Below are 26,389 nucleotides of genomic sequence, written 5' to 3'. Positions count from 1 at the left end.
AAGAGGACGCAGGAGGCGTGTGCGGAGCGGCAGGGTCCGCAGCCGACGGAGGAAAGCAGAAGAGCGTGCCCGAAAAGCGGAAAGCGGCGCGCCCGTCCTGCCTCACACCACGATCGTTTCCTGCCGCTCGAAGCTGTCCGGCACGCCGAAGGTCTTCAGCCCGCCAGATGCCAGAACCGCCTTCTTCACGAACCGGTCGTCCACCAGATCCTTGGCCGCGAAGGCCGGGTCCAGCGTGTCGAGGAAGGCATGGTCGCCCTCGATCAGCGTGCCCTTCAAGCGGCGCACCAGTTCCTCGGTGTAGCTAGCATAAGGATAGGGCTGGAAATCGATGCGGTTCTCTCGCCATTCCGGGTGGCGGATGGCGCCTGAGGCGATATAGGCCGCTTCGTCGCCCGGCGCGGGGGCCAGCACCTTGTTCAGCACAGCCTGGGTGTGCGGGGTATATTTGTTCGGCCCATCTTTGGAAAGCAGGAAGGCGGTCTCCGCGCGGTGCTCGCGGGTCCAAACCTGCGCCTTCACCATGGCGTTCACCACCTTCTGCGACCATTCGGGCCGCTCGTTCAGGTCGCGCTCATGCATGAACACGACGCAGCACGCATGGTCCTTCCAAACATCGCCGGTGAACCGCAACACCTTGCCGATGCCCTGCACCTCGGCCGCCGCGTTGAACGGCTCGGCGACGATGTAGCCGGCGACCTGCTTGGTGGCGAGTGCCGGCACCATGTCGGACGGCGCCATGATGACGAGATTCACCTCATTGGCCTCGGGCGCGCCAGTGCGCTTGGTCACCGGCGTCAGGCCATTTTCCTTCAGCAGCGCCTGGAGGACCACGTTGTGGATCGAATACCAGAACGGGATGGCCACCGTCTTGCCGCCGAGATCCTTCACCGAATTGATCTCGGGCAGCACCGTGAGGCCGGAGCCGGCCATGTGGTTCCATGCGACCACCTTGGCCGGCGCCTTGGAGCCGAAGCGCGCCCACACCGTGATGGGCGAGAGCAGGTGCACCACGTTCACCTGGCCGGAGATGAAGGCCTCCACGATCTGCGCCCAGGAGCGCAGCAGCACCGGCTTTTCCGCCTTGACGCCCTCGGCTTCGAAATAGCCGTTCGCGTGGGCCACCAGCAGCGGGGTGGCATCCGTGATCGGCAGATAGCCAATGCGCACGGGGGCGTCCGCTTCCTGGGCGCGCGCCTGATAGGCGTTCAGAAGCGGCAGCGCGCCCGAGGCCGTGAGCAGCGCCGAGAGCTTCATGATGTCGCGACGGGAGAAGAAATCATGCGTGGGCATGGCTGACGTCCGTGTGCTGGCGGCGAACCGCATTGCGAAGAGTCGTGAGGATTTCGATGCGCAAGGTGCCGAGTTCCTCTACCGCATCATCGCGGGGGAACGGCAGGGACAGCGTCCATTGGCCGATCTGCCGCGCCGGCGCGCCGCCGAGCAGCACGATGCGGTCCGAGAGCAGCAAAGCTTCGTCGATGTCGTGGGTAATGAGGATAGCGGCAGTGCCGGTGTCGACCACCACCTTGCGCAGCAGGATCTGCATCTCCGCGCGGGTCACTTCGTCGAGCGCGCCGAATGGCTCGTCGAGCAGCAGCACCTTGGGCTTGCGGGCGAGGCAGCGGGCGAGCGCCGCACGCTGCGCCATGCCGCCCGAGAGCGCGGCGGGATGCTGGCGGCGGGCATGGGAGAGCCCCACTTCGGCAATGGCGTCGTCCACCCGCGCCTCCCTCTCGGCCCGGGACAATTGCGGCTGGTGCTTGAAATCGAGCCCGAAGGCGACGTTCTTCTCGAGCGTCAGCCAAGGCAGCAGGCTCGGGTCCTGGAACGCCACGGCGACGCGCGGATGCACGCCGCGCAGCGGCGCCTCGTCCATCAGGACGGTGCCGGAGGTGGGCACCTGGAGCCCGCCGAGCACACGCAGCAGGCTGGATTTGCCGACCCCGCTCGGGCCGAGGATGGTCACCACCTCGCCCGGCGCGAGCGAAAGATCGAAGCCCGACAGCACATTCTGCGCGGCGCCGGGATAGCGCAGCGCGATGCCGTATGCCTCGAGGACCGGCGCGGGATTGCTCATGCCGCCTGCCCGCTCCCAGCCGAAGCCTTCGCCGCATGGTCGGCAAGCGCTGCCTTGAGCTGCACGAGGCTCGGCGTGATGACCGGCAGGAAGGCGGATTCACGCCAGCGGCGGGCGAAATCGCGGCCCGGCCCGGCAAGATAGGCGCGCCCGCCGGAAGCCTGCAGCTCCAACCCAATGGCGGCATCCGCCAGTTCCGCGAGGGCGATGCGGATCTTGAAGAGCGGTGCCGCCTTCTCGGCGAAGGCGCCGCTGGCAAGCCCTGCGAACAGGGCATTTTCCTGCGCATCGATGGCGCCCGAAAGCTCGGCGATGGGTCCGCTCAGCACATGGCGCCCGGCATCGGCGATATGGCCAGCGGCCTCGGTCAGCGCCCGCCGGGCAAGGCCGATGGACATGCCGATCTGCAGCCCGAGGAAAGCCGGGCGCACCTGCGGCAGCCAGGCGCGGGCGTCGGGGTGAAGAATGTCACCCTCGGTAATGGCGACGTTCGTCAGCGCCACCGCCGCGGTATTGGTGCCGCGCAGCGCGATCAGTTCAAGATCGGCGGAGCGCACCAGGCCCTGGGCATCCGACGCGAGGGTGGCAACGAACGGCGCACCGCCGTCGTCGGACGCAACGGCAGCGGCCACATGAAATCCCTCGGGCCGCAGATTGGTAACCCAGGGCAGTTTGCCGTCGAGCGAAAATCCGGACCCGGCCACGCGGCCGTTCACCTGGAGGCCCTCCAGGCCGGCGAGGAATTTCATGGCATTGGAGAGGCCCGTGGCGCCGGCCACCTGGCCCGCCAGCAGCGGGCCGATCAGCCGCTCACGCAAGGCCGCGTTGGGGCTCTGCAGCAAATATTCGATATAAGTGCGGTGTCCCCACAGCACAAAGCCCGCGGCGAGCGAACGAGCCGAAACCTCGGCGACCGCGCGCACGCCATCCACCACGGATCCACCCGCCCCGCCCAGATCATCCGGCACGCCGGTGCCGAACACGCCGGACGCGGCGAGCGCGGGAAGCAGCGCCGCCTTGTCCGCATACCCGGTATCCAGGTCCTCAGCTACTTCATCCAACCAGGGGAAAAGAGCGCCCGCCCGCGCGCCTGTACCGTGTGACATGGGAGACGTCTTCCCGCTTCGTTCAACCTGTCCGCGCTCCATCCTGCCGGATCCGGAGCAGCCTGCGAAGCTCCGGATCACCCTGGGGAATTGGGACGGGCGTCATGACAGGGATAAGACGGAAGCCAGTATCACGCAAGATGACTGGATTGATGTATATTTCACGAGTATAAATTGTTTTAATAAAACCTTAACTTTTCCTGATAAGCCATGGAATTCGCTACTGAAAATGCACAAGGCCCACCCCAGAAGGGGCGGGCCTCGCATGCTGTCTTAAGGGATCGGTCAGCGCTGGCCGCCTTTGCGGCCCGCCTCCGAGGCGCGCTGGGGATCATCCGCGAAATTGCCGCTGCGGTGATGATCGCCCTGCTGCTGGCGACCGTCCGAACCGCCGCCGGACTGGCTCTGCTGGCGGTGCTCGCCGCCCTTCTGTCCCGCTTCGGCCGCACGCTGCGGGTTGTTGGCGAAGTTGCCGGGACTGGTCTGCCCGCCCTTCTTGCCCGCTTCCGAAGCCTTCTGAGGATCATTGGCGAAGTTTCCCGAACCGCCACGCATATCGTTGGCCATGGTTCTCTCCTGTTTCTATGCCAATTTTCAGCCCCCTGGGTTTTTAACGCCCTCCCCGGCCCCGTGTTCCGGCTAAAATTCACCCTGGCCCGGAAGCACCTGCCTCGGTCCGGCGCCGCGACAGCCGTGCTTCAGGCCGAAAGTCCAAGGGTTGCAGGCTGGCGATAGGCCATCACCGCCGGCACCAAAGCCGCCAGAGCCGCGACCACCAGCATCATGGCGACAAAGCCCAGATCGTCGGCTGCAAACTCGACCGGCAGGACGATTCCGCTCTGGCGCGTGAGCTGGGCCGCCACCATCCTCGCGGCGAGGAAACCCAGGCCCATTCCAAGCATCGCGCCCACTCCCACCAGCGCCATCACCTCGCTCCAGACCAGGGTAAAAATAGCTCGGCGCGGCGCCCCAAGTGCCCGCAACGCTGCGATCTGCCCACGCCGCTGGGCAAGATGGACCGCACTGACGAGCATCACCGCGACGATCACCAGCGCCTGCGCGCCGAGCGCGATGCCGCCGAGCAGCAGGCGTGCGTCTCCGAGGGTTCCGTAGAGCCGCACCAGCACTTCGGCGGGGAAGACGGCGAGCGTGGGCGGCTTGCGATATTGCGCGCGCAGCCGATAGGCATCGGCGATGGTCCGCGCCTTCACGATCACCGCCGGCACCCCGGGCGTCGCCTGCGGCCAAGGTGAACCGAGATGATCGGAACCGCCCTCAAGGCCATGGGCGTGCTCAGCTTCTCCTTCCACGCGGCGTGGCCAGGCATGCGCGTCCCCCAGGCCGTGCAGGCGCCACACCGCTTCGATCGGAACGAGGATCGCGCGATCCCAGGGCGTGCCCGTCGGTGCCATCCGGCCGACCACGTGATAGGCGATTTCCGAATGGGTATGCCCACCCTCCCCCGGCAGGCCGTGCATCGGCTTCACGATGCCGCCGAGGCGCAGCGGCACAAGAGCGCCGACCACCGCTTCGTCCAGTGCATCGAAAACCTGCCCTTCGGCCAGAGCACCACCGCCGGCTTCCAGGGCGAAAGCGGCAATGGTGCCGACGATCGGCAGGCCCTCGAAACTGTCGCCGAACCCGACCGGGGCGGCATAGGCGACGCGCGGGTCCTCGGCGAGCGCCCTCAGCACGCTTCCGTCCATCAGCGGCAGCGGCGCGGCCTGGAGGAACACCGAAGACAGAACCAGCTGCGTCTCGCTGCCCGCCGCGCCGACCACGAGATCGAACCGGTCGGCAGCCCGCGCCGAACCGAGGCGCAGTGCGCGCTCCTGCAATTGCACGGCGATGCCCAAAGCGGTCGCGAGCGCGATCAGCAATACGATGGCGACCGCGCCGAGCCATAAACGTCGCAGGTCGGCGAGGATGAAGCCGAGCGGGATCATGCCGCCGCCTCCGAGCGACCATCGCCGGGAACGATCGCCACGTCGGCGACGATGCAGCCTTCCACCAAGGTGAGATGCCGCGCCATGCGCGCCACCAGACGGGCATCGTGCGTCACCACGATCAAGGTCGCGTTCTGCTCCTGCGCGAGTTCGCAGAGCAGCCCCGCGACCGCATCTCCCGCTTCCGCATCGAGGCTGGCCGTGGGTTCATCCGCCACCAGCACGTCGGGGCTCATGAGCGCCGCCCGCGCCACCGCCACGCGCTGCATCTCGCCCCGCGAGAGCGTCTCCACCTTCTGCCGCGGCCGCCGCACGCCCACCCGCTCCAATAAGGCGAGCGCACGCGTCTTCAGCGCCGGGTCGAGCCGCAGGCGCCAGAACCGCGCCGGCAGCAGCACGTTTTCCAGCGCGCTGAGGCCCGGAAATAAATGGAAATTCTGCATCACGAGGCCAACATGGGCGGCACGGAAGCGGTCGCGGCGGCCCTCGCTCAGGGTAGCCAGATCGATCTCGCCCCACGAGATGCGGCCGCTGTCGGGGCGCGTGAGGCCCACCATGAGGTTGATCAGCGTGGTCTTGCCAGCGCCCGACGGCCCAGTCACCGCAACGCGCGTGCCGGCGGCCACATGCAGGGCCGGGATATCCAGCGCGGGCGCCGCAAGGCCGGGAAAGGAGACGCGGACCGCCTCCAGCGAAAGGTCCGGCATCGTCAGACCGGCCGGAAGCGCGCGTCGTTGAGGCGCAACTGGCTGACGAATCCGGTTTCGGGATCGATCCAGGACCCGACGTCCAGCGTGCCGGAAACCTCGATCGGCGCGTTATATTGAACGAACGTCTGCCGGTCCCGCAGATACACGACGACGATATCGTCCGGCCAGTCGGAATCCGACGAACAGAAGGGGCAGATGGACATGGGGATCTTGGTGAGGACGAAGAATTTCGCCTCGGCTTTCAGCGGCGGCGCCATGTAGCCTCGCACGGTCATCGCCTTGCCCTTGGCCTGCTTCACTTTTTCGGAAAATTCCAGGCCCAGCACCGTGACCTTCGCATAAAGCTCATCGAAATCCAGAACCTCGCCGGCCTGCGCCATCGCGCCACTGAGCATCGCGCCGGTGAGAGCGCCGCCCCATGGCACCGCACAACCCACGACCCCTGCCAGTACGCGCAGCAGGCGGCGCCGGGCGAGCGATGGGGGCGAAATGAGCTTGGTCATGCCACTACGTCCTGCGATGCCGAAGGCCGGAAGGGGCGATCCCTCCCGGCCCCGGCCCGAACGGCGATAGCGCCGCGTTCACCGGTCTGCCTGTTTTATCTGCACGCTTATTTGGCGGCGTCGGCGCGCTGCTGCGCTTCGCCGAGCGCCATGGCCTCCGCGATCACGCGGAAGATCTCGGTATTCTCCATGTAGCCATGGATGTTTTCCGAGCCCGGCCCCTGCGCCTGAAGCACCACGTCGTCCACCGCGTGCACGGCGGTGTCTTCGCTCTTGGGAATATTGCCGATGCGCAACACGGCGCCGGGCACATTCTTATAGGCTTCGTTGGCGACATACTCGCCCTTCTCGTTCTTCACCGCCGGCACGTTCTGGCCGTCGAGCTTGGGACGGAAGGTCTCGTAATAGTCCGGGAAATTGTTGGCGAAGATGGCGAGGCGGCGAGACACGTCGATCCGGTCGGGATAGCCGTCCCCGTCCTTGTCTTCATAATTGGGGAAGCCGGCGTCGCGATAGGTGCCGACCTTCTCGCGCATCTCGGTGCCCGGCTTGTCGTCGTCGATGGTGCCGATCAGCGAAGCGCCGTGGGTGTGGTCGGCGGTCACGACGATCAGCGTGTCGGGATGGGTCTTGGCGAACTCCATCGCGATCCCCACCGCCTTGTCGAAGGTGATGGTCTCGAACACGGCGCGCTCCCAATCGAGCGGGTGCTCGTTCTTGTCGATCTCGGCGCCTTCCACCATGAGGAAGAAGCCCTCGGGATTCTTGGAGAGGATGTCCAGCGCGGCGACCATCATGTCCGGCACGTCGGGCTGGTTGGGGAACTTGTCCACGGTGCCCTTCTTGAGGAACTTCTGGTCCAGCGTGCCGTCCATGTTGCCGGTATGGAACAGGCCCAACAGCTTGCCGGAATTGTTGCCCGCGGCGGCTGCCGCCAGTTCGCCCTTGGTGGAGGCGAAGCCGTAGCCGGCGTCGCGGAACTTGGCGATATAGTCGATATCGTCCTTGCGCTTGGAACCCGGCGTCGTCTTCGGCAGGAAATAGGCCGAGCCGCCGCCCAGGATCACTTCCGGCTTCACGTCGAAGAACATGCCGACGATCTCGGCCTTGTCGGCGCGGCGACGGGTGTGGGAGACGACGGCGGCCGGGGTGGCATCCTCGATCTCGGCATTGGAAACGACGCCGATCACCTTGCCGGGCGCCTTGCGGCGGATCACCTCAGCGATGGTTTCCTGGCGCGGCTGATCGAGCGAGCCCTTGGCGCGGCTCGCATAGACGCCGAGCGCATTCACGGCGCTCTTCTGGCCGGTCATGAAGGCCGACATGGTATTGGCGCTGTCGGCGGCGATGGAATCGGTGGACGAGGTGCCGATGAAGGCCATGGCCGGCAGATGGTCCATGTTCAGCTTGCCGTTGGCCTTGCCCTGGGTGTTACCGAGCGACATGATCCGCGCCGCGGTGCGCATGGAAACGGCCATGCCGTCGCCCAGCAGGAAGATGACGTTCTTCGCCTTGGCGGTGGCGGGGGTGCCGAACACCTCCCAGGTGACGCTCTCGCGGAAATCGCCGACAGAGGCCTCGACCTTATAGACGCCGGGGGTCTTCAGCGACGCGCCCTTGATGACGACCGAGGACGGGCCGTCGCCGTTTTCCTTCTCGATGAAGGTCGGCGCCTTGCCGAACGCGCTCTTATAATCCTCGCCATTCACGAGGATCTTCACGTCCTCGAGCTTGGTTACCATCGGCAGTTCGACCTTGAAGTCGAACACGCTGCCGGAGAGCAGCGCCGCGCGATCAATGGGATAGATCTGCGCATTGTCCTTGCCGACGTCCTTGTAACGGGTTTCGCCGCTCTGCGCCCAGGCGGCGGCGGGCAGCAGGGCGACGCTCGGAGCGATCGCCACTGCAAGAATTGCGAGCCAATTCGGTTTCATGTGATGGGTCGTCCCCGCCGTTTGGGTGCGCAAAAATGATACTTGGTATCATGCGCAAAATTCCGATGCCGATGTCGGCGGGGGATTATTGACGCCGCAGCATGTCACCCAGATGAAGGTGGGGTGAAGACTTGCTCGGTCTCTTCGTCAGCCCATAGCAATGGAAATTATACTGGAAGATCAGGGACCAGCGGCGACGGACCGACTTCTGCGGAAAGCCGCCGGGCTCATTGCCGCCCATTTGCGGAAGGCGCGGTGAAACGCACTCGGCTCAGCAAAGCCCAGGGCCTCGGCGATCTCCGCCACCGGGCGTGACCCTTCGGCAAGCAGCGCCATGGCGCGATCGCGGCGGATCTCGTCCTTGATGGATTGATAGCTCTGCCCCTCCTCCCGCAGGCGGCGGCGCAGGGTGGAGGACGGCAGCCGCATCTGCCGGGCCAAGTCCTCGAAGCGCGGCCATTGAACGGGGGCGACATCGCGCAGGCGGCGGCGCACCCCGGCGGTCAGACCCGCATCGTGGCGATAGCGCACCAGGATATTGGCCGGCGCGCGCTGGAGAAATTCCTTCAGAGCCTTCTCCTGGCGGATCACCGGCAGGCGCAGGAATTCCGCGTCGAAGGCGAGCCGGCTGACGCTTTGGCCGAACGAAACCGGTGCGCCGAAAAACTGACGGTATTCCGCGCCCCGGTCCGGCTCGCCGCAGCGAAAATCCACCAGCCTCAAGGAAATCCGCCGCCCCACCAGCCAACAGGCGATGCCGTGGAGGATGATCCAATAGGTGCGATAGGCAAAGGCCGTGCGCGCCGGCCCCCGCTCGCGCAGGACGATCTCCGCGACCCCATCGGTCACGGTCAATTCTCCCGCGGGTTCCTCCAGCATCACGTTGAGGAAGCGCAGCGCCCGCCGCAAGGCCTGCTCAAGGCTGACGCAATGGAGCACGCATTGGCAGAGCAAGGTGAAACTGCCCGGCCGCATGGGGCGCAGGCCGAGGGTGAGGAACTCGTCGTCAAGCGCCAGCGCGATCTCGCGCCAGAGCACACCATATTGCTCGGCGGAGACCGGCTCGCGCACAGCGCTCGGCAGCCCGGCGGTGGCGAGCAATGAGCCGGCGTCGAGACCGCGGGCGCGCACGCACGCCAGCGCGTCCTCCACAAAGCCCGGCGAAATCATGCGCCGGCCCGCGTCATTCTGGGAAACCGCCGCCGGCACAGGCACCCTCATTGCAAAACCGATCATCATTTTATGCGCAGCTGGGCATGGATTGCCATATCATCCCGGCGTTAAGTCGCACCGTTGAAACGCCGTGCAGGACAACAAGAACGCGGCGCAGGGAGAAAGCCACGGAGCAACCGACTTCGCCTCTGCGCGGATGTGGGCGCCGGTTTCCCCTGCGTTTTCAGTCAACAGGCGCGCAGCCGGGCGGAAGCTGAACCATGCAGATCAAGGACAAAGTCTTTCTCGTCACCGGCGCCGGCTCCGGCCTCGGTGCCGCCGTGGCGCGCCATCTGGTCGCTGCCGGGGCGAAGGTTGTCATCGCCGATATCAATGCCGCGGGGGGCGAGGCGGTGGCGCAGGAGCTGGGCGAAAGCGCCCGCTTCGCCCGCACCGACGTGACCCAGGAGGCCGACGGACAGGCGGCGGTAGCGCTCGCGCTGGAGGCGTTCGGCCATCTCCACGGCCTCGTGAACTGCGCCGGCATCGCGCCGGGCGAGAAGGTGGTGGGCCGCGAGGGTCCGCACCGCCTGGAGAGCTTCGCCCGCGCGGTGAACATCAACCTCATCGGCACGTTCAACATGATCCGCCTCGCGGCGGATGCTATCGCCAAGGAAGCGCCGCAGGCCGATGGCGAGCGCGGCGTGATCGTCAACACCGCCTCCATCGCCGCCTATGACGGGCAGATCGGCCAGGCAGCCTACGCCGCCTCCAAGGCCGGCGTGATCGGCCTCACCCTGCCCGTCGCCCGTGAACTGGCGCGGATCGGTATCCGGGTCGTGACCATCGCACCGGGCATTTTCGAGACGCCGATGATGGCGGGGATGTCGCAGGAGATCCAGGATGCGCTTGGCAAGAGCGTGCCCTTCCCCTCCCGCCTCGGCCGGCCGCCGGAATATGCGGCCCTGGTCCAGCACATTTGCGAAAACACCATGCTGAACGGCGAAGTCATTCGCCTGGACGGCGCCTTGCGGATGCCTCCGCGCTGAGGGAGCACGAAACCATGAGCACCCACGATCCCATCGTCATCGTTTCCGCCGCCCGCACGCCCATGGGCGGTTTCCAGGGCGATTTGAAGGACATGACCGCGCCGCAGCTGGGCGCGGCCGCCATCGCCGCCGCCCTGGAGCGCGCGGGCCTTGCGCCCGAGGCGGTGCAGGAAGTGGTGTTCGGCTGCGTCCTTCCCGCCGGCCAGGGCCAGGCGCCAGCGCGCCAGGCCTCCATCGGCGCCGGGCTGCCGCTCTCGGCAGGCGCCACCACCGTCAACAAGATGTGCGGCTCCGGCATGAAGGCCGCCATGTTCGCCCATGATCTGCTTCACGCGGGCAGCGCCGACGTGGCGGTGGCCGGCGGCATGGAGAGCATGACCAACGCCCCCTATCTGCTGGATCGCGCCCGTTCCGGCTATCGCATGGGCCATGGCAAGGTGCTGGACCATATGTTCCTCGACGGGCTGGAGGACGCCTATGACAAGGGCCGCCTCATGGGCACTTTCGCCGAGGATTGCGCGGAGGCCTACCAGTTCACCCGCAAGGCGCAGGACGATTTCGCCATCGCCTCGCTGGAGCGGGCGCAGAAGGCGATGAGCGAGGGCAGCTTCACCAAGGAGATCGTTCCCGTCACCGTCAAGTCGGGGAAGACCGAGCGGGTGGTGAGCACGGACGAGCAGCCCCCCAAGGCGAAGCTGGAGAAGATCCCGACCCTGAAGCCCGCCTTCCGCGAAGGCGGCACGGTGACGGCGGCGAACTCCTCCTCCATCTCGGACGGCGCCGCCGCTTTGGTGATGATGCGCCTGTCGCATGCGGAAAAGCACGGCCTCACGCCGCTTGCGGCCATTCGCGGGCATGCCACCCACGCCCAGGCGCCGAACCTGTTCGCCACCGCTCCCATCGGCGCCATCCGGACTTTAAGCGCGCGCACCGGCTGGGACCTGGAGGATGTGGATCTGTTCGAGGTGAACGAGGCGTTCGCGGTGGTGGCCATGGCGGCCATGCACGACCTCGGCCTGCCCCATGAGAAGGTGAACGTCCACGGCGGCGCCTGCGCGCTCGGCCATCCCATCGGCGCGTCCGGCGCGCGGGTGCTGGTGACCTTGCTGGCGGCGCTGGAAAAATACGATCTCAAGCGCGGCATCGCCTCGCTGTGCATCGGCGGCGGGGAAGCCACCGCCATGGCGGTCGAGCGCCTCTCCTAAGCGGAAAGGCAGGGTCGCGGCCTTGCGGGGGCGCGCCCCGACACGAAAACGGACCCGCCGGCATTTTGCGCCCGGCGGCGCCCACACACCGATTCGGCGTCAAAATGTTTCACGTGAAACAATGGCTTAGCAAAGACGAACAGGGGTTTCGTGGAGCTTCTCCGCCCCTTTTCGGCGGACGAAACCGCCATTTCGGGCGAACGTTCGGCAATGATTTCGGCAAGCGGCGCGAAACGACCGTGCACGCCGCGCCGGCCACAACGGACCCCCTCAAGCCCACCTCCGCACCATCCAGGAGGGGCGGCGAGCGCCCTAGCCGCCGTAGCGCAGGTTCAGCAGGCCCGCGCTGGTGCCGCTGCTGACCGATTGGGAATACCCGGAATCAAACAGCGGCAGCACCGGGCTCGACGTGGCGTTGTTGGTCACGTCCCAGGTCACGGCGAAGCGCTGGAGCATCTTGTCCACCTTCGCGGGGTCCTGCAGGTCGGCGATGTTGAGGCGGGATTTGACCACCGTCGCCTGCTTGGTGATGTCCGCATTGGCCATCGCATCCGGGAAGCCGAACACGGTCTTGCAGACCTTCCACAAGGCGGCGTCGCCCAGCAGCCCGTAGGCCGAGGTCACGGTCGGCGCCATGCGCTTGAAATAGAGCGCCAGCTGAACCCCCTGGTCGCTCTGCCCGGCGGTGTCCTCCAGGGATTGCTGGGCATATTTCGCCGAAACCGTCTGCTGCAACGCCTGGGTGGAGGTGGTCTTGTCGCCATAGGTCTTGAAGGCGAACATCTTGGCGAATTGGGTGAAGCGCTGGTCGTTCAGCCGGCTGGCGAAGCTGTTCTTGTCGGAAAGGTCGCTGGCCAGCACCTTGCGCATGAACCCCTTGGCATAGGTCATGTCGGAGAGGCCATAGGCGGTCATGGCATAGCTGAACAGGCGATAATTGTTGATCAGATCGTCGGCGGTTTTCATCTTGCCGATATTGGCCTGGAAATACGCCGTTTCGCGCGCCACCTGCGGGTCCTTCGCCTGCGCCTTCAGCGTGCTGGCCATGTCCTTCGACAGATAGCGATAGGTCGCGTAGGTGGAACCGAGGTCGATGGTCATGGCGAGATCCTGACGGGCGGCGATGGCGGACGCGGCGGGAAGCCGAACGGCTATTTTTCGCCCTTGGAATGGGCGGCCGCGCCGACCTCGGAGAGATCCGCCTTCATCACCGGCCGATAGGGATTGGCCTCGGCCGGGGACGCTGCGGCGGGCGCTGCGACCGGCGCGCTGGAGGCGGCGCGCATGTCGTCGGCCATCCGGGCCAGGATGCGCTGGGCATCGGGGATGTTGCCAGCGATGACGGACGCCTCGACGGCCTGAAGCGCGACGCGACGCACTTTCGCGACATCGTGGCCGCCGTGTTCGGATCCCAGGCTGGAAATCGTGGTCATGGCATTACCTCGCCGCTGCAGGCCGGTGCCACGCTTTTCGATCGAACGGGCACTCCGGATTTGGAACGGTAAGCCGAGCCTTGCGCAGGAAGCTTGCGCGGGGCTTGCGCGGTCTCGTGCGCGGGTGAGCCGCTACATTTCCCCCGCTTCGAACGCCGCCATGAAGGCGGCGACGCGCCGGTCCACCCGGATATCGGAGGGGCGGATCTCGCGCACCAGCGACATGCCTTCCAGCGAGCGGGCGCGCGAGAGCGCCACATAGGCCTGGCCGGCGGCGAACGCACCATTGTCGAAATCGATGCGCACGTCTTCCAGCGTCAGGCCCTGCGCCTTGTGCATGGTCATGGCCCAGGCGGGCACGAGCGGAAGCTGCGTATAGGCGCCCACCACCTGCACGTCGATGCGGCCGGAGGGCTCGTCCCAGCCATAGCGGATGCGCTCCCAGGTGAAGCTCTCGATCTCCACTGTGGACCCGCTGTCGAGCCGCACCATGGCGCTATGGGCGCCGATGCCGACCACAGTGCCCACCGAGCCGTTGACCCAGCGCCGCGCGGGATCGTTGCGCAAGGTCATGACGCGCGCACCGGGCTTGAGGGCAAGGCGTTCCGGCACCGGCAGGCGGTCGCCCTCCAGCCCGAACTCGCCCTTCAACACGCCCGCGAACTCACGCGCCTCCCCCGCCAGATTGGCGAGGCCGCGCTGGTTATAGGCATCCGCGCGCGCATTGGTGGGGGTGAGCAGAACCGGCTGCACGCCCGGCCGGTGCGGCCGCACGCAGGCGGCGTTGATCGCCTCCAGCGTCTCGCGCATGCGCTCACCCCGGCGCAGATTGGCAAGATGGGCGATGAACGCACGGTCGCTCTGCCGGTGCACGGTGAGGAACGGCGCGCGCGCCAGTTCCTGCTCCGCCAGCGCCTTGGCATGGAACGCGAACGGGCCCTCGTAGCCCATGCGGGAAAGCATGTCCTGCTCGGCCAGCGGCACCACGGGCGGCAATTGCAGGAAATCGCCCACCAGCACCATCTGCACGCCGCCGAACGGCTCGGAATTGTCGCGCGAGATGCGCAGCGCCCGATCCACCGTGTCCAGCAGGTCGGCCCGCACCATGGAGATTTCGTCGATGATGACGCGGTCCAGCTTCTTCAGCAGGCGGCGCACCTGCACGCGCGGCTTCACCTCGTCGGGATTGAGGATGCGCGGGGGAATGCCGAAGAAGGAATGGATGGTCTGCCCGCCCAATTGCAGGGCGGCGACCCCGGTGGGGGCCAGGAACACCTGGCGCCCCCGGGGCATCTTGCGCAATTCGTGCAGGAAAGTGGTCTTGCCCGTGCCGGCGCCGCCGAGCACCAGCAAGGTGCGCGCCCCGCCGTCGATCTGGCGCAGCGCGCGGGTGGCGCCGTCTTCCTGCGCGACAAGTTCGCTCACTTCAGCAGGCCGCCCTCTTGCGCCAAAGCGATCAGATCCTTCTGCGGCCGCGCGCCGAGATGGGAGATGACCTCGCTCGCCGCCAGCGCGCCGAGGCGCAGCGCGGTCGCCGGGTCGCGGCCGGTGGCATGGCCGAACAGGAAGCCGGCCGCGAACAGGTCGCCCGCCCCGGTGGTGTCCACCACCTCGGCCACGGGATGGGCGGGAACCGTGACGGTCGCCTCGGCGGTGAGGAACACCGCGCCCTTCTCGCTGCGCGTCACCACCGACTGGCGGGCGTCGCGGCGCAATTGCACCAGCGCGGCATCCACCTCGGCGGTCTCATAAAGCGACTTCACCTCGGCCTCGTTGCAGAACACGAGGTCCACCACGCCAGTGCGCAGCAGATCGAGGAATTCGGCGCGGTAGCGATCGACGCAGAAGGCGTCCGACAGGCTGAGCGCGACCTGCCGGCCCGCCCCGTGGGCGATCTCGGCGGCCTTCAGGAACGCCTGCTTGGCCGGCGGCGGGTCCCACAGATAGCCTTCCAGATAGGTGATGCCGGCGCTCGCCACCACGGCCGCGTCGATCTGCGCGGGGGTGAGGTTCTGCGCCGCGCCGAGATAGGTGTTCATGGTGCGCTCGCCGTCGGGCGTCACCAGGATCAGGCAGCGCGCGGTGGCCGGGCCCTCGCCGGCGGCGGGGGTGGCATAGGCGACGCCGGCGGCGCGGATGTCGTGGGCGAACACGGTGCCGAGCCCATCCTGCCGCACCAGCCCGACGAACCCGGCGCGCGCGCCGAAGGAGGCGACGCCCGCCGCCGTATTGGCCGCCGAGCCGCCGGATACCTCGACCCCCGGCCCCATCGCGCCATAGAGCGATTCGGCGCGCGCCTCGTCGATCAGCGTCATGGAGCCCTTGGGCATCGCCTGGGCCAGGAGAAAATCCTCCTCGGCGCGGGCGATGACGTCGACGATCGCATTGCCGATGGTGAGCACATCGAGGTCGATGGAAGGCACGGGCGGGACACTCCTGGCGAAGACAACAGCTGCAGCGGTAGCACCCACGTGCCGGATCGGGCAATCGCAACGCGCGAATTCCGCGCGCGCGGCGCCCGTTCGCGCCATTGAGCCGGGGATTGTCACCTGCGCTCACAAAAATTGACCCGCCATGCCGCCGCGCCATGTTACATGGCGGCAATCGCTGCGCGAATTTGGTTTGGCGCCTGGCTTGGAACGGACGAAGCGCGACCCCCCGCCGCTTCTCCGCCGCCTCCAGGCGGTAAACCGTCACAGAACCAGGGTGCGGGGGTCCCAAAGTATGGCACGCAAGTATTTCGGCACGGACGGCGTGCGTGGTCGCGCCAATGCCACCCTGACGGCGGATCTCGCCTTGCGGGTGGGCATGGCGGCCGGGCTGACCTTCCGCCGCGGCGAGCATCGCCACCGGGTCGTGATCGGCAAGGACACGCGCCTGTCCGGCTACATGATCGAGAATGCACTGGTGGCGGGCTTCACTTCGGTGGGGCTCGATGTGCTGCTGCTGGGCCCCATGCCGACGCCTGCGGTGGGCATGCTCACGCGCTCCATGCGCGCCGACCTCGGGGTGATGATCTCGGCCTCGCACAATCTGTTCGATGACAACGGCATCAAGCTGTTCGGGCCGGACGGATTCAAGCTCTCCGACGCCATCGAGCTGGACATCGAGGACCTGATCGACGGCGACATGTCGCGCAAGCTCGCCAAGCCCACCGAGATCGGCCGCGCCAAGCGGCTCGAAGGCGTGCATGCGCGCTATATCGAATATGCCAAGCGCACCCTGCCGCGCGGCCAGTCGTTCGAGGGCCTGCGCGTGGTGGTGGACTGCGCCCATGGCGCCGCCTATCGCGTGGCGCCGGAGGCCTTGTGGGAGTTGGGCGCGGACGTGATCGCCATCGGCGCCGAGCCGGATGGCATGAACATCAACCGCGACGTGGGGTCCACCTCCCCCGCCGCCCTTTCCGCCAAGGTGCGCGAAGTGCGCGCCGACATCGGCATCGCCCTCGACGGGGATGCGGATCGCGTGCTGATGGTGGACGAGAAGGGCCATATCATCGACGGCGACCAGATCATGGCCGTGGTGGCCGAGAGCTTCAAGGCCGACGGCCGCCTCTCGCGCAACGGCATCGTGGCGACGGTGATGTCCAACCTCGGCCTGGAACGTTATCTCGCCGACGTGGGCTTGACCCTTGCCCGCACCGCGGTGGGAGATCGCTACGTGCTCGAGCGCATGCTGGCCGACGGCTACAATGTGGGCGGCGAGCAGTCGGGCCACATCATCCTGTCGGATTATTCCACCACCGGCGACGGCCTGGTCGCCGCGCTCCAGGTGCTGGCGGTGGTCGCCGGCACGGAACGCCCGGTCTCGGAAGTGTGCCACCGCTTCGAGCCGCTGCCGCAGATCCTCAAGAATGTGCGCTACCAGTCCGGCGCGCCGCTGGAGAACGAGAACGTCCAGGTCGCCATCGCCGATGCGGAGCGGCGCCTCGCCAATCACGGCCGGCTGCTGATTCGCCCCTCGGGCACCGAGCCGGTGATCCGCGTCATGGGCGAAGGCGATGACCGGGACCTCGTGGAGACGGTGGTCGACGAGGTGATCGACGCCCTGAAACGGGTCGCCGCCTGAGGCCGCACGCGGTCCGCATCTGCGGCCCGGCCGGGGCGTGAAAGAGATTTGTTAGGGTTAACGGGCATTTAAGCATCTGCTGACAAGGTCTGACGGCGCGGGGCGGAAACCTCCCGCCCCCGTTCGGATCCTCGCCATGATGACCCTGCCCTCGCCCCGCCCCGCCCTTCTCGCCCTCGCGATGCTGCTGCTCGCCTCCGCGAGCCAGACCTCCGCGAGCCTGGCGGCCGACCTGCCGCCCGGTTTTCTCGGCAAGGCCGGCGATTTCACGCTGAACGCGCCCGAGGTGGAGGACGATACCCCCTCCGGCTGGTACTTCCGCGCCGACACGGGCTATGCCGCCGCTTCCGCCGCCACGCGGGCCGGCGCCCTGGCGTTTCCCGTCAGCAGCGACGGCGATACCTGGACCCTCGGCGGCGGCATCGGCTATCGCCTGCTGCCGTGGCTCCGCACCGATTTCACTATGGATTACATGGCCCCGTTCAATGCGGCGGCCAGCGGCGGCGGCGTGCAGATCTCCGCCACCACCGCGCTCGCCAGCGCTTATTGGGACATTGCCACCTGGAACGGCCTGACCCCCTATGTGGGCGGCGGCCTGGGCTTCGGCATCGTGTCGCTGGAGCGCGATCCGTTCCTGGCGGTGGGCGGCATCCATACGCAGGATTGGCGGTTCACCTGGGAATTGGCGGCCGGCGTCAGCTGGGCGATCACGCCGGGCCTCAGCCTCGATGTCGGTTATCGCTATCTCTCCATCGAGATGCCGGGCGTCTCCGCCCTGGCCAGCACGCCCGTGGTGCAGGATATCGACGCCCATCAGTTCCGCATCGGCGTGCGCTACGCACTGAAATGAGACCGGCGCCTCTGCGGCGCTTTTCGCCCGATGTAGAAGACCCTCAGCGGTTGCGGGCGCGCGCCGCCATGAGCTGCTTGATGCGCTCGACCACCGATTGCGGCTCATAGGGGCGGGACAGGTGCGGGCCCTGGTCGCACAGCTCGGCCGCTTCGTTCGCCGCCTTGGCCGGCGTGCCGGCGAGAATGACCTCGATCGCCGGATGGTTCTCCCGCACGAACGCGGCCAGGGCGAAGCCCGCGAGCCGGCCCGGGGCGGCCACATCGGCCAGCATCACATCGAAGGGTTGCTCGGCATTGGTCAGCAGGTCGAGCGCTTCGTCCGCGCTCGCAGCCTCAGCCACCTGATAGCCGCACGTGCGCAGATATTCGGCCAGCACATGGCGCACCACGATATCCGCGTCCAGGACCAGCACGCGCGGCCGCTCCTCCACAAGGGTTTCAGCTTCGCTCATATGTTCTCCTTCGAAGCGGGATCCAGCATCGCCGAAATGCGCGCGACCGCGTCGCCCAGCACATAAGGCTTGGAGATGAAGGCGGTTGCGTCTCCGCTCTCCAACTGATCGAGATGCCCGGATGTGATCAGCACCGGCAGGTCCGGCCGCTCCCGGTTCAGCCGGCGCGCAAACGCGATGCCATCGAGCGCACCCGGCATGCGGACGTCCGTGAACACGAGATCCACCGCGATGCCCGAGGCGAGCGCCAGGATCGCCTCTTCCGCGGAGGCCGCTTCCACCACACGAAACCCCTGGTCGCGCAGAGCTTCCGCGATCACCAGCCGGACCAGGGGTTCGTCCTCGACGACGAGAATTGTGCGGGGCACGTCATCCAAATGCGGTAGGTGCTCCTTCATAGCGCCCAATGGCCGGTTCCCCCTCAGACCTGTTCGGGAAAAACGGCGGCGCCCATCTATGGTTCCGCTCCAGGTGCAAAAATCCGGCGGGGGTCGCGCGCGGCTAATTAGCCCCGTCCGAGGGGTGCGCCGGGCCCTCTTCGCGGAACTTGCGTACCGCTGCGGCACGGCGCACGTGCTCGGCGAGATCCGCCAGGAAGGCGCGGGCGATGGCGGCGTCGAACCCCTCGATGAAGCTCATGGCCGAAATGTTTTCAAACGGCGGGGAGATCACCTCCGCCCGCTTGCCGTCCGCATCGAGGAAGGTGGCGCCGAACCAGATGGTGGAGCCCTCTTCGCCCCCCTGCCCGGTCTCATGGGCACCGAACACGCGAAACTTATCCGCGCCGAGATCCTTCGCGGCACGCTCCACCTGGTCCCAGCGCATCACCCGGTGCCCGGCGCCGTCCTGCCTCTGGTCCGTCCGATGGTCGATCATCACGCACTCCCTGCCCGGAGGGTCGGCGGACGGGCGCAAATGTCAAGGCGCCCCTCGCGCCGGAACCATTCTCTCCCGCTCAGGGAAACTGGAAGGCCCGCTCGAAACCGACGCCGACGGTGATCTGGTTGGTCCCGTCCAGGCGCTTGGTGATCGGGCTCGCCGCCGCCGAGCCGACCAGCCGATCGTATCCGCCGAACATGGTGGCGGTCCATTCGGGCGACACCTCATAGCTGACCGAGCCCGCAAGCCCCGCCGATTTCGCGCCCGCGGCCGCCTCGTAGACCGGCAGCGTGGGATTGAGCGCCGCCGTCACCGCGCCGACGCCGAACTCGGTCTGCATGGCATTGGCGTCCGCCAGATTGAGACGCGGGCCGATGGCGAAGGTGAACTTGTCCATCGTATGCACGAAGTCCATCGCCAGCGTGCCGGTGAGCCCGTCGCCGCCGTTCACGCCCTGGCGCAGCTCGACGCGGGTGCGGATGACATGGTCGATGGGCCAGAACTCGGCGAACCCGCCGAGTTCGATGGCAGAGGAATAGCCCGGCAGCCCCCGCAGGGCGCCGCTCGGCCGGGAATCGCGCAAGGAGGCGAGCGGGCCGAGCGACAGGCCCCCGAAGCTCAGCATAGACACGGAAAAATCGTCGTCCGGCGCGCTGAAGGTCGCGGGTTCGTCGGCGCGGCGAATGTCGAAACTCGGCATGAAGGTGGGCCCCACCTTGGACGTGCCGGGAAAGCTCGGGGCGCTCGCCAGCGTACCGCCGATGGACACGATCCAGCCGGCACCAGCCGCTTCCCCATCGCCCGCGTGGGCCTCGGGTGGCCGGCCCACGGCGACCGCGAGGGCAAGGAGCACGAGCAGCAGCGCGGTCGGCCGCAGCCGCCGCGCGGGCCCGTTATTCTGGGCTTTCAGCGACACGGGACACCTTGATCGCGAATTTCTTGATGCGATGCCAAAGGCTCCGCTCGGTGATGCCCAGCCGTTCGGCGGCGCGCGCCTGGACCCCGCCCGCCTCCTTCAGGGCTTCAAGAACAAAATCCCGCTCGATCCGCGCCAATTCCGCATCGAGATCGGACGGGAGGGCGCGCGCCTCCCCGCCGGGACCGCCGTCGAGGCCGAACAGCAGCAGGTCCTTCTCCCCCACTTCGCTGCCGCGCGCGACGATGGCGGCACGCTCCATGCTGTTCTGCAATTCGCGGATGTTGCCGGGCCAGGGATATTGGGTCATGGCGGCGATCGCGCCCGGGGTGAGCCCGGTGATGCGCTTGCCCATGTCCTGCGCCGCCTGCTGGAGGAAATGGGCCGCGAGAAGGCCGATGTCCTCCCGCCGCTCCCGCAGCGGCGGCAGCGTGATGGGGAAGACCGCGAGGCGGTAATACAGATCCATGCGAAACCCGCCGCTGGCGATTTCCTTATGCAGATCCTTGTGGGTGGCGGCGATGATGCGCACGTCCACCTTCACGCTCTTGCTGCTTCCCAAAGGCTCGAAGCATTGCTCCTGGATCGCGCGCAGCACCTTGGCCTGCACCGCCAGCGGCATGTCGGCGATCTCGTCGAGAAACAGAGTGCCCCGGTCGGCGGCGGTGAAGCGGCCGTCGCGGCTTCCGGTCGCCCCCGTGAAGGCGCCCTTGATATGGCCGAACAATTCGCTCTCGATCAGCGTCTCGGGGATCGCCGCGCAATTGACGGCGACGAACGGCAGGTCGCGGCGCGGGCTGTTGTAGTGGATGGCGCGGGCGACCAATTCCTTGCCGGTGCCGCTTTCCCCCTGAAGCAAAACGGTCGCCCGGCTCTGCGCCACCTCGCTGACCTGCCGCAGCACCTCGGCGAACGGCGGGCTGCGGCCCACCAGATTGTCGAACTTGTAGCGCCCTTCCAGCTCGGTCCGCAGCCGGGCATTCTCGCTGACCACGGCGCGGATCTTGAGCGCGCGCTCGATGGTGGCGACCACCTCGTCCAGCTCGAACGGCTTGGCCACATAGTCGAACGCGCCGTCCTTCACCAGATCGACCGCGCCGCGCACCGTCGCATAGGCGGTCATGATGATGACGGGCAGTTCGGGGCGCCCTTCCTTCAGCGCGTGGAGCAGGTCCCGCCCGGTTCGCCCGGGCATCCGCAAATCGCTGAGCACCACGTCCACCGCATGGGTCTTGCAATAGGCGAGCGCGGCATCGACGGTGTTCACCGAAGCGGCGTCGAACCCGCGTTCCACAAGCGCGGCTTCCAGCACTTCGCCCAGGCGAAGCTCGTCATCGACGACAAGGATATTGGGTGCCATTCGGCCTTCTCATCATGCGTGCAGGGGCAGATGGATGGTGAAGATCGTCCCGCCGGTGGGCGCGTCGCGATACTCCACGGTTCCCTCGTGCGCCTGCACTGTCGCCTGAACCTTGGCCAGTCCAAGGCCGGTGCCGTTCACTTTGCTGGTGACGAACGGCTCGAAGATGCGGTCGCGCATCTCGGGTGCCACGCCCGGACCATTGTCCTCGATCTCGATGCGGATGCCGCCGGCCTCCGGGACCACCCGCGCGATGATGTGGCCGCCCTGCGGCGCGGCGTCCGCCGCGTTCAGCAGCAGGTTCAGCAGCGCCTGATGCAGCCGGTCGGCATCGCCCATGACGCGGACCGGATCGTCGGGCAAACGCACGGCCAGCGTCACCTGGCGCCGCTGCAGTTCCGGGGCCGCGAAATCCAGCACCGGGCGAACCACATCCGATACCAGTTCGATGAGGACGTGCTGGCATTGCGCCGGCCGTGCGTAATCGAGCAATTCTTGCACTAGGCGCTCGATGCGGTTCACCTCGTCCAACACGAACGTCATCAGCCGATCCTCGCCCGGCGCCATCTGGGTCTTGCGGCGCACCAGCTCGGTCGAGGTCTTGATGATGCCCAGCGGATTGCGAATTTCGTGCGCGATCACCGCCGCCGCCTCGCCCAATGTGGCGAGCTGGGCGCGATGGCGCATCTCCGCCTCCAGGTTGCGCAAGGTCTCGAGCTGGGCGGTCATGGCATTGAAGCCGCTGGCGAGTTCCTCGATCTCGCGCCCGCCCTCCTCGCGCACGCGGGTGTGGTAATCCCCCTCCGCGACGGCGCGCACGCCGCGCGTCAGCGCGCGCAACGGGTCGCTGAGCCGGCGCGACATCGCCATGCCCACGAGCAACGAGAGCAGGCCCGCGGTGCCGGCCAGCGCGATGAACAGCCAGAGGGTTCCAAGACGTTCGAAGGCCGCGGGCACGCCGGTGAGGCGACAGGCGATGATGCCGACGAGCCGCTGGCGATCATCGCGAAGCGCGGCGAAGGCCACCGCCGAGCCGTTGTTGACCCGATGGGGCAGCAACGCGCTGTCCGCCCCGGAGCGCAGCTCGGCCAGGACATTGGGCGGCACCTCGAACGCCGGACCGCCGCCGCGCGCGAGATCCCGCAACTGCCCTTTCTCGGACACCTCGATCAGGTGCAAGTCCAGGGAGCGGATGCTTTGCGGTGCATTGAAGAATTGCTCGTCGAGCACATTGGCGACGAACAGGAAGGCATCCACCCCGCCGATCCGCAGCGCCTGCACCGCGCCGACCATCATGGCCGGCTGTCCTTGCTCCTTGACGAAGAAGATCGATGCGACGGGTTCGCGCGGCAGCGGCTGGAGCAGCTCGATGTCTCCGGCCGAGAACAGCACCTTGCCGTCCTCGGTATAGAGACGCACGAAATCATAGCCCACGGAGGCCAGCAGATCGGCGAACGGGCCGATGGGGTCCGCCCCGCCGGCATAGACACCCGTGCTCTGGCGCGACAGGGCAGCGGCGACGATGGCGGTTGCGTGCTGGGCTTCCTCCTTGCCCTCGGCGGCCTCGTTGACCAGGAAATGCGCGATCTCGCCGATCCATTGCTCCACATTGCGCTCGAACGCGGCGGAGATGACCTGCGCCGCGATGAAGCTCGCGATCAGGACCGGGGGAACGCTCACCAGCAGGAACGACAGGGTGAGACGCAGCCGCAGCGGCAGCCGGGACCACCAGACGAATGCGGTTTGCCGGCATTGGGTCATGGCGGGTTCAATGCTCGCCCTTGCCCGCAGCGCCGTCGCAGCGCGGCAGGACCGCGGGCGCGCGGCTCCAGACCAGGGTTCGCCCGAGCGCCTTCACGCCCACGAATCCGGTAACGGCAAGGGAATCCTTGCCGTTCTGCTGGATCGCCGCGCTATAGCGCGCGCCGCGTTCGGGATCATAGATCCAGCCGCCCTCCCAGCCGTCTCCCTGTGGCGCAAGGCCGGCGATCACCTCGACGCCGCACAGCGGCCGGCCGCGCAGGGTTTCATCGGCATTGTCTTCGTCGCGCACGGGCAGGCCCGCCTCGTCCCGGGGTGTCTTCAGCCACACAATATGCCCGCACAGCGTGGTGCCGCACAGATGCAGATCAACGGCAGCCTCGCCATCGTCGGTGAGCCAGACCCCGGAGATGTCGGGCGCGGCGGCGACCCCGGAGACCGAGGCGAGAAGAAGGGCGGCGGCGATCAGTCGACGCATGAAGGATGCTCCAGAACGCGGGCGGGGCGATGCGCCTGTTCGGCCTCGTCCTCGGCGCCGATGAGGCCGACGCCGAACAGGATCAGCACGATGCCGGCGCACGCGCGCGCATCGATGGTTTCGCCGAAGGCCATCCACGCCACCAGCGGCACCGTCACGTAGCTCAGCGCGGTCAGCGGAAACGCCCGGCTCAGGGTGCTCCCCTGGAGCACCATCATCCAGAGCACATAGGTCACGATATAGAGCGCGACCGCGATCCAGGCCGCCGGCGTGGCGCAGGCCGCTGCGAGGAAGGCGCCTCCGAGGGGGATATCGCCGATTGCCTGGGCGCTCGCCTTGAACGCGATCTGGGTCGCCGTGTCGGCGGCGAGGAAGGTCGCGAACAGCAGGACGGCGGAGGGGCTGAAGCTTGCCAGGCGCTTCATGGGCTGCGCCTTCCCTTTTCGTGCCGCAGGTCCGGGTCCCAGCGCGGAAACGACAAGAGCGGCGCCGCGAGGCGGATCGCCCGGTGGATCACGCGATTGCGGTGCTTCACCAGATGCACCCGCGGCTCCAGCGCGCTGCCGAACCGCAGCTTGGAGGCATAGGCGGTCTGTCCGGTCTGGAGATAGCGGCGGCCGATGCGCTGGCAGAAACGCACGTTCTCCATCCAGCTCAGGGCATAGAGGTCGTGGTCGGGGCCGAGCGGGTAGGCCATGCCGAGGAATTTGTCGATGACGCGATCGCCCTCCACGAGCAGCAGGTTGAAGGCCGCGAGCACCCCGTCCACGCGATAGCAGGCGAACACCGCCTGTCCGCCGAGGGCCGCCGCGATGCGAGGAAAGTAATCGCCGGGCAATTCCTCGAAATCGCCGTAGCGCACCTGGCTGCGGGTGCGGGTGGACTCGTAGAGGGCGGCAATCTCGCGCTCGATTCCGGCAATCGAGGTGCGCCATTCCACATCGACCTTGCCGGCCCGTCGCAGCTTGCGGCGCAGATCCTTGCGGGTCGCCGACGACAGGTGCGCAAGATACCCATCGAGATCGCGGCAACCGGCGAGATCAAGCACCGCGACCGGCAGGCTTTCGATGGGCACATAGCCGGCGGCGGACAGGGCCGGCGCGAGACGCTCCAGGTCCGGCGCGGCGAGATCCTTGAAGGCGATCAGCGACGCGCCCTGCCGCCGCGCCTGCGCCTCCACGGCTTGGCACAGGGCAGTGGCCACCGGCTGGCGTGCGCCCGGCGCAACACGCGGGTGCAGGGAGATGGGGCAGCGCTCGGTGAAGGGCGAGCCGACGCCGAGCATGTGCCATTCCATGAGGCCCGGCGCCCGCGCTGCGATGGCCGCGCAGACGCGGCCCAGGCCCCCGTCCTGAAACGGGGTGTCCAGGCGATACTTCAGGGTGAAAAGGCACGCTCCTGCGGCAAAGCCACGCCCATCGTTCACCGCTACCGCCGCAAGCTCCATCGCCTGCGGCGGATCGATTTCGCAGGTCCGCAGATACGCCCAGCCTTCGCTCTCGCCCGGCCGGTCCGCGTCCCAGTCCGCCTTCTCGATGGTGCCGATCCCCGGCATCGTGCCGCCAATGAAGGTGGAGGCTGCTAGGGGCACGGATGCTGGCCAGGGGGAAAGAAGCGCCTCATGCGACATGGGCAACCTCCGCCTTCTCGCCCAGCTCCGGGGTCTGCCGGCGCGAACCGGACGGACGGGCGGCCGGCGACACCCGCGCCGCGTCGATGGCCTGCGCGAAGGCCACCACCTTTTCGGTGACGAGGCGATGCTGCCGGTCCAGCGTCACCAGATGATAGCTGTCCTCCAGCACCAGGGATTCCACCGGCCCGCCCAGCCGGCGCTGGAGGAAGAAGGCGTTGTCGAGGCTGGCGACATCGTCCTGGCGGGCATGGACGATGAGGGCCGGCTGGCGGATCTGGGGCAAAAGCGGCTTCAGCGCCGCCACGAGCCGCCAGAGCTGGCGCAGCGCCTGGGCGGGTGTCGCCAAGATGCCGGCATCCCCGTTTCCCTGCCGCAGGGCGCGGGCGACGATGCCGCGCGTGCGCTCGTCCTTCAGGCCATAGGGCTCGCGCTCGACGAACCGATAGCGCCGGCCGAGGGGCGTATTGATGAGCAGACGCAGCAGGAAACTGTAGCGCGGGATCGACCAGCCGTCGTACCGCAAGGTCGGGGCGAGCATGATGAGCGCCCGCACCCGCTGCGGCTCGCGCGCCGCCAGAAGCGCGGCCAGCAGCGCGCCCATGGAAAGGCCGCCGACCAGCACATGGGCGCACCGCGCCTCCAGCGTGGCGAGGGCCGCCTCGGCGCTGGCATACCAATCCTCGAACGAGGTCGCGGCCAGTTCGTCCTCGCTGCCGCCATGGCCGGCGAGCTGGCAGCACAGCACGGTCATGCCGGCGGCGGCGAGCCGGCGCGCCACCTGGCGCATCTCCACCGGCGTGCCGCCGAGGCCGTGGATGAGCAGGACGCCGGCCGGGCCGCCTTCCAGCAGCAGGCTACGATCAATGGACATG

27 protein-coding genes are annotated in these 26,389 nt (G+C 67.5%); 4 read left to right on the top strand and 23 right to left on the bottom strand.

What is annotated here, in order from left to right; genetic code table 11:
• Window positions 1-102 precede the first annotated feature (102 nt).
• The 9 genes from V5F68_RS05260 to V5F68_RS05220 all read right to left on the bottom strand — a co-directional run bounded on the left by V5F68_RS05260 (window position 103) and on the right by V5F68_RS05220 (window position 9,500).
• Window positions 103-1,293, bottom strand: a complete 1,191-nt coding sequence (locus tag V5F68_RS05260) for an ABC transporter substrate-binding protein (RefSeq protein WP_394013586.1) — start codon at window positions 1,291-1,293, stop codon at window positions 103-105.
• Entirely contained in the window at window positions 1,280-2,080 is an 801-nt protein-coding gene (locus tag V5F68_RS05255) for an ABC transporter ATP-binding protein (RefSeq protein ID WP_394013585.1), read from the bottom strand. The genes V5F68_RS05260 and V5F68_RS05255 overlap by 14 nt, the downstream gene beginning before the upstream one ends.
• Window positions 2,077-3,186, bottom strand: coding sequence for an acyl-CoA dehydrogenase family protein (locus tag V5F68_RS05250; RefSeq protein WP_394013584.1), 1,110 nt, complete (start codon window positions 3,184-3,186; stop codon window positions 2,077-2,079). Before V5F68_RS05250 ends, V5F68_RS05255 begins: the two co-directional genes overlap by 4 nt.
• A gap of 285 nt (window positions 3,187-3,471) precedes the next feature.
• On the bottom strand, window positions 3,472-3,753 hold the full coding sequence (locus V5F68_RS05245) for a con-10 family general stress protein (protein WP_394013583.1): 282 nt from the start codon (window positions 3,751-3,753) through the stop codon (window positions 3,472-3,474).
• A 131-nt stretch (window positions 3,754-3,884) separates the two neighbouring features.
• Window positions 3,885-5,132: an FtsX-like permease family protein gene (locus tag V5F68_RS05240; RefSeq protein ID WP_394013582.1), complete on the bottom strand. Its 1,248-nt coding sequence runs from the start codon at window positions 5,130-5,132 to the stop codon at window positions 3,885-3,887.
• Complete coding sequence (locus V5F68_RS05235; RefSeq protein WP_394013581.1) at window positions 5,129-5,839, bottom strand: ABC transporter ATP-binding protein; 711 nt, start codon at window positions 5,837-5,839, stop codon at window positions 5,129-5,131. Before V5F68_RS05235 ends, V5F68_RS05240 begins: the two co-directional genes overlap by 4 nt.
• A gap of 2 nt (window positions 5,840-5,841) precedes the next feature.
• Window positions 5,842-6,237, bottom strand: a complete 396-nt coding sequence (locus tag V5F68_RS05230) for a hypothetical protein (RefSeq protein ID WP_394013986.1) — start codon at window positions 6,235-6,237, stop codon at window positions 5,842-5,844.
• A gap of 215 nt (window positions 6,238-6,452) precedes the next feature.
• The gene (locus V5F68_RS05225; protein WP_394013580.1) at window positions 6,453-8,279 is read right to left on the bottom strand and encodes an alkaline phosphatase; all 1,827 of its coding nucleotides are present in this window, start codon (window positions 8,277-8,279) and stop codon (window positions 6,453-6,455) included.
• A gap of 180 nt (window positions 8,280-8,459) precedes the next feature.
• Window positions 8,460-9,500 (bottom strand): AraC family transcriptional regulator, encoded by a 1,041-nt coding sequence (locus V5F68_RS05220; RefSeq protein WP_394013579.1) that lies wholly within the window; start codon window positions 9,498-9,500, stop codon window positions 8,460-8,462.
• A 212-nt stretch (window positions 9,501-9,712) separates the two neighbouring features.
• On the opposite strand from V5F68_RS05220, the gene V5F68_RS05215 reads away from it, so the two are divergent.
• Window positions 9,713-10,480: a 3-hydroxyacyl-CoA dehydrogenase gene (locus tag V5F68_RS05215; protein ID WP_394013578.1), complete on the top strand. Its 768-nt coding sequence runs from the start codon at window positions 9,713-9,715 to the stop codon at window positions 10,478-10,480.
• A 14-nt stretch (window positions 10,481-10,494) separates the two neighbouring features.
• Complete coding sequence (locus V5F68_RS05210; protein WP_394013577.1) at window positions 10,495-11,685, top strand: acetyl-CoA C-acetyltransferase; 1,191 nt, start codon at window positions 10,495-10,497, stop codon at window positions 11,683-11,685.
• A 312-nt stretch (window positions 11,686-11,997) separates the two neighbouring features.
• On the opposite strand, the gene V5F68_RS05205 is transcribed toward V5F68_RS05210, so the two are convergent.
• The 4 genes from V5F68_RS05205 to V5F68_RS05190 form a co-directional block, all read right to left on the bottom strand.
• Window positions 11,998-12,786 (bottom strand): DUF1217 domain-containing protein, encoded by a 789-nt coding sequence (locus V5F68_RS05205; protein ID WP_394013576.1) that lies wholly within the window; start codon window positions 12,784-12,786, stop codon window positions 11,998-12,000.
• A 50-nt stretch (window positions 12,787-12,836) separates the two neighbouring features.
• Window positions 12,837-13,118 carry a hypothetical protein gene (locus V5F68_RS05200; RefSeq protein ID WP_394013575.1) on the bottom strand — a complete coding sequence of 94 codons (282 nt, stop codon included), beginning with the start codon at window positions 13,116-13,118 and terminating at the stop codon, window positions 12,837-12,839.
• 132 nt (window positions 13,119-13,250) lie between these two features.
• On the bottom strand, window positions 13,251-14,543 hold the full coding sequence (locus V5F68_RS05195; protein WP_394013574.1) for an ATP-dependent DNA helicase: 1,293 nt from the start codon (window positions 14,541-14,543) through the stop codon (window positions 13,251-13,253).
• Window positions 14,540-15,541 (bottom strand): adenosine kinase, encoded by a 1,002-nt coding sequence (locus V5F68_RS05190; RefSeq protein WP_394013573.1) that lies wholly within the window; start codon window positions 15,539-15,541, stop codon window positions 14,540-14,542. The genes V5F68_RS05195 and V5F68_RS05190 overlap by 4 nt, the downstream gene beginning before the upstream one ends.
• A gap of 301 nt (window positions 15,542-15,842) precedes the next feature.
• Between V5F68_RS05190 and glmM the strand changes: the two genes are divergently transcribed.
• Both glmM and V5F68_RS05180 read left to right on the top strand, forming a co-directional pair.
• Window positions 15,843-17,186 (top strand): phosphoglucosamine mutase, encoded by a 1,344-nt coding sequence (gene glmM / locus V5F68_RS05185; protein WP_394013572.1) that lies wholly within the window; start codon window positions 15,843-15,845, stop codon window positions 17,184-17,186.
• A 136-nt stretch (window positions 17,187-17,322) separates the two neighbouring features.
• Window positions 17,323-18,036: an outer membrane protein gene (locus V5F68_RS05180; protein WP_394013571.1), complete on the top strand. Its 714-nt coding sequence runs from the start codon at window positions 17,323-17,325 to the stop codon at window positions 18,034-18,036.
• A 43-nt stretch (window positions 18,037-18,079) separates the two neighbouring features.
• On the opposite strand, the gene V5F68_RS05175 is transcribed toward V5F68_RS05180, so the two are convergent.
• The 10 genes from V5F68_RS05175 to V5F68_RS05130 all read right to left on the bottom strand — a co-directional run bounded on the left by V5F68_RS05175 (window position 18,080) and on the right by V5F68_RS05130 (window position 26,388).
• A complete protein-coding gene (locus tag V5F68_RS05175; protein ID WP_348846005.1) occupies window positions 18,080-18,490 on the bottom strand; it encodes a response regulator in 411 nt (136 codons plus the stop codon).
• The gene (locus V5F68_RS05170; protein ID WP_394013985.1) at window positions 18,487-18,858 is read right to left on the bottom strand and encodes a response regulator; all 372 of its coding nucleotides are present in this window, start codon (window positions 18,856-18,858) and stop codon (window positions 18,487-18,489) included. The genes V5F68_RS05175 and V5F68_RS05170 overlap by 4 nt, the downstream gene beginning before the upstream one ends.
• Before the next feature lie 133 nt (window positions 18,859-18,991).
• Window positions 18,992-19,366: a hypothetical protein gene (locus tag V5F68_RS05165; protein ID WP_394013570.1), complete on the bottom strand. Its 375-nt coding sequence runs from the start codon at window positions 19,364-19,366 to the stop codon at window positions 18,992-18,994.
• 79 nt (window positions 19,367-19,445) lie between these two features.
• Complete coding sequence (locus V5F68_RS05160) at window positions 19,446-20,285, bottom strand: MipA/OmpV family protein (protein ID WP_394013569.1); 840 nt, start codon at window positions 20,283-20,285, stop codon at window positions 19,446-19,448.
• Window positions 20,263-21,645: a sigma-54-dependent transcriptional regulator gene (locus tag V5F68_RS05155; protein ID WP_394013568.1), complete on the bottom strand. Its 1,383-nt coding sequence runs from the start codon at window positions 21,643-21,645 to the stop codon at window positions 20,263-20,265. The genes V5F68_RS05160 and V5F68_RS05155 overlap by 23 nt, the downstream gene beginning before the upstream one ends.
• Before the next feature lie 12 nt (window positions 21,646-21,657).
• Window positions 21,658-23,406: a sensor histidine kinase gene (locus tag V5F68_RS05150; RefSeq protein WP_394013567.1), complete on the bottom strand. Its 1,749-nt coding sequence runs from the start codon at window positions 23,404-23,406 to the stop codon at window positions 21,658-21,660.
• Window positions 23,407-23,413: 7 nt separating this feature from the next.
• The gene (locus V5F68_RS05145; protein ID WP_394013566.1) at window positions 23,414-23,884 is read right to left on the bottom strand and encodes a DUF2147 domain-containing protein; all 471 of its coding nucleotides are present in this window, start codon (window positions 23,882-23,884) and stop codon (window positions 23,414-23,416) included.
• Complete coding sequence (locus V5F68_RS05140; RefSeq protein ID WP_394013565.1) at window positions 23,872-24,309, bottom strand: DMT family transporter; 438 nt, start codon at window positions 24,307-24,309, stop codon at window positions 23,872-23,874. Before V5F68_RS05140 ends, V5F68_RS05145 begins: the two co-directional genes overlap by 13 nt.
• Window positions 24,306-25,514 (bottom strand): GNAT family N-acetyltransferase, encoded by a 1,209-nt coding sequence (locus V5F68_RS05135; RefSeq protein ID WP_394013564.1) that lies wholly within the window; start codon window positions 25,512-25,514, stop codon window positions 24,306-24,308. The genes V5F68_RS05140 and V5F68_RS05135 overlap by 4 nt, the downstream gene beginning before the upstream one ends.
• A complete protein-coding gene (locus V5F68_RS05130; RefSeq protein WP_394013563.1) occupies window positions 25,504-26,388 on the bottom strand; it encodes an alpha/beta hydrolase in 885 nt (294 codons plus the stop codon). The genes V5F68_RS05135 and V5F68_RS05130 overlap by 11 nt, the downstream gene beginning before the upstream one ends.
• Window position 26,389: the final 1 nt, after the last annotated feature.

This window comes from Roseixanthobacter pseudopolyaromaticivorans (assembly GCF_043195145.2).
In the GTDB taxonomy this organism is placed as follows: Bacteria; Pseudomonadota; Alphaproteobacteria; order Rhizobiales; family Xanthobacteraceae; genus NCEH01.
This window is presented reverse-complemented; position numbering and strand designations above follow the sequence as displayed.

Bases quoted from the DNA above. Each gene is read 5' to 3' on its own strand.
- V5F68_RS05260 (WP_394013586.1), bottom strand. From the start codon at position 1,293: ATGCCCACGCATGATTTCTTCTCCCGTCGCGACATCATGAAGCTCTCG.
- V5F68_RS05255 (WP_394013585.1), bottom strand. From the start codon at position 2,080: ATGAGCAATCCCGCGCCGGTCCTCGAGGCATACGGCATCGCGCTGCGC.
- V5F68_RS05250 (WP_394013584.1), bottom strand. From the start codon at position 3,186: ATGTCACACGGTACAGGCGCGCGGGCGGGCGCTCTTTTCCCCTGGTTG.
- V5F68_RS05245 (WP_394013583.1), bottom strand. From the start codon at position 3,753: ATGGCCAACGATATGCGTGGCGGTTCGGGAAACTTCGCCAATGATCCT.
- V5F68_RS05240 (WP_394013582.1), bottom strand. From the start codon at position 5,132: ATGATCCCGCTCGGCTTCATCCTCGCCGACCTGCGACGTTTATGGCTC.
- V5F68_RS05235 (WP_394013581.1), bottom strand. From the start codon at position 5,839: ATGCCGGACCTTTCGCTGGAGGCGGTCCGCGTCTCCTTTCCCGGCCTT.
- V5F68_RS05230 (WP_394013986.1), bottom strand. From the start codon at position 6,237: ATGCTCAGTGGCGCGATGGCGCAGGCCGGCGAGGTTCTGGATTTCGAT.
- V5F68_RS05225 (WP_394013580.1), bottom strand. From the start codon at position 8,279: ATGAAACCGAATTGGCTCGCAATTCTTGCAGTGGCGATCGCTCCGAGC.
- V5F68_RS05220 (WP_394013579.1), bottom strand. From the start codon at position 9,500: ATGAGGGTGCCTGTGCCGGCGGCGGTTTCCCAGAATGACGCGGGCCGG.
- V5F68_RS05215 (WP_394013578.1), top strand. From the start codon at position 9,713: ATGCAGATCAAGGACAAAGTCTTTCTCGTCACCGGCGCCGGCTCCGGC.
- V5F68_RS05210 (WP_394013577.1), top strand. From the start codon at position 10,495: ATGAGCACCCACGATCCCATCGTCATCGTTTCCGCCGCCCGCACGCCC.
- V5F68_RS05205 (WP_394013576.1), bottom strand. From the start codon at position 12,786: ATGACCATCGACCTCGGTTCCACCTACGCGACCTATCGCTATCTGTCG.
- V5F68_RS05200 (WP_394013575.1), bottom strand. From the start codon at position 13,118: ATGACCACGATTTCCAGCCTGGGATCCGAACACGGCGGCCACGATGTC.
- glmM (WP_394013572.1), top strand. From the start codon at position 15,843: ATGGCACGCAAGTATTTCGGCACGGACGGCGTGCGTGGTCGCGCCAAT.
- V5F68_RS05180 (WP_394013571.1), top strand. From the start codon at position 17,323: ATGATGACCCTGCCCTCGCCCCGCCCCGCCCTTCTCGCCCTCGCGATG.
- V5F68_RS05175 (WP_348846005.1), bottom strand. From the start codon at position 18,490: ATGAGCGAAGCTGAAACCCTTGTGGAGGAGCGGCCGCGCGTGCTGGTC.
- V5F68_RS05165 (WP_394013570.1), bottom strand. From the start codon at position 19,366: ATGATCGACCATCGGACGGACCAGAGGCAGGACGGCGCCGGGCACCGG.
- V5F68_RS05155 (WP_394013568.1), bottom strand. From the start codon at position 21,645: ATGGCACCCAATATCCTTGTCGTCGATGACGAGCTTCGCCTGGGCGAA.
- V5F68_RS05150 (WP_394013567.1), bottom strand. From the start codon at position 23,406: ATGACCCAATGCCGGCAAACCGCATTCGTCTGGTGGTCCCGGCTGCCG.
- V5F68_RS05145 (WP_394013566.1), bottom strand. From the start codon at position 23,884: ATGCGTCGACTGATCGCCGCCGCCCTTCTTCTCGCCTCGGTCTCCGGG.
- V5F68_RS05140 (WP_394013565.1), bottom strand. From the start codon at position 24,309: ATGAAGCGCCTGGCAAGCTTCAGCCCCTCCGCCGTCCTGCTGTTCGCG.
- V5F68_RS05135 (WP_394013564.1), bottom strand. From the start codon at position 25,514: ATGTCGCATGAGGCGCTTCTTTCCCCCTGGCCAGCATCCGTGCCCCTA.
- V5F68_RS05130 (WP_394013563.1), bottom strand. From the start codon at position 26,388: ATGTCCATTGATCGTAGCCTGCTGCTGGAAGGCGGCCCGGCCGGCGTC.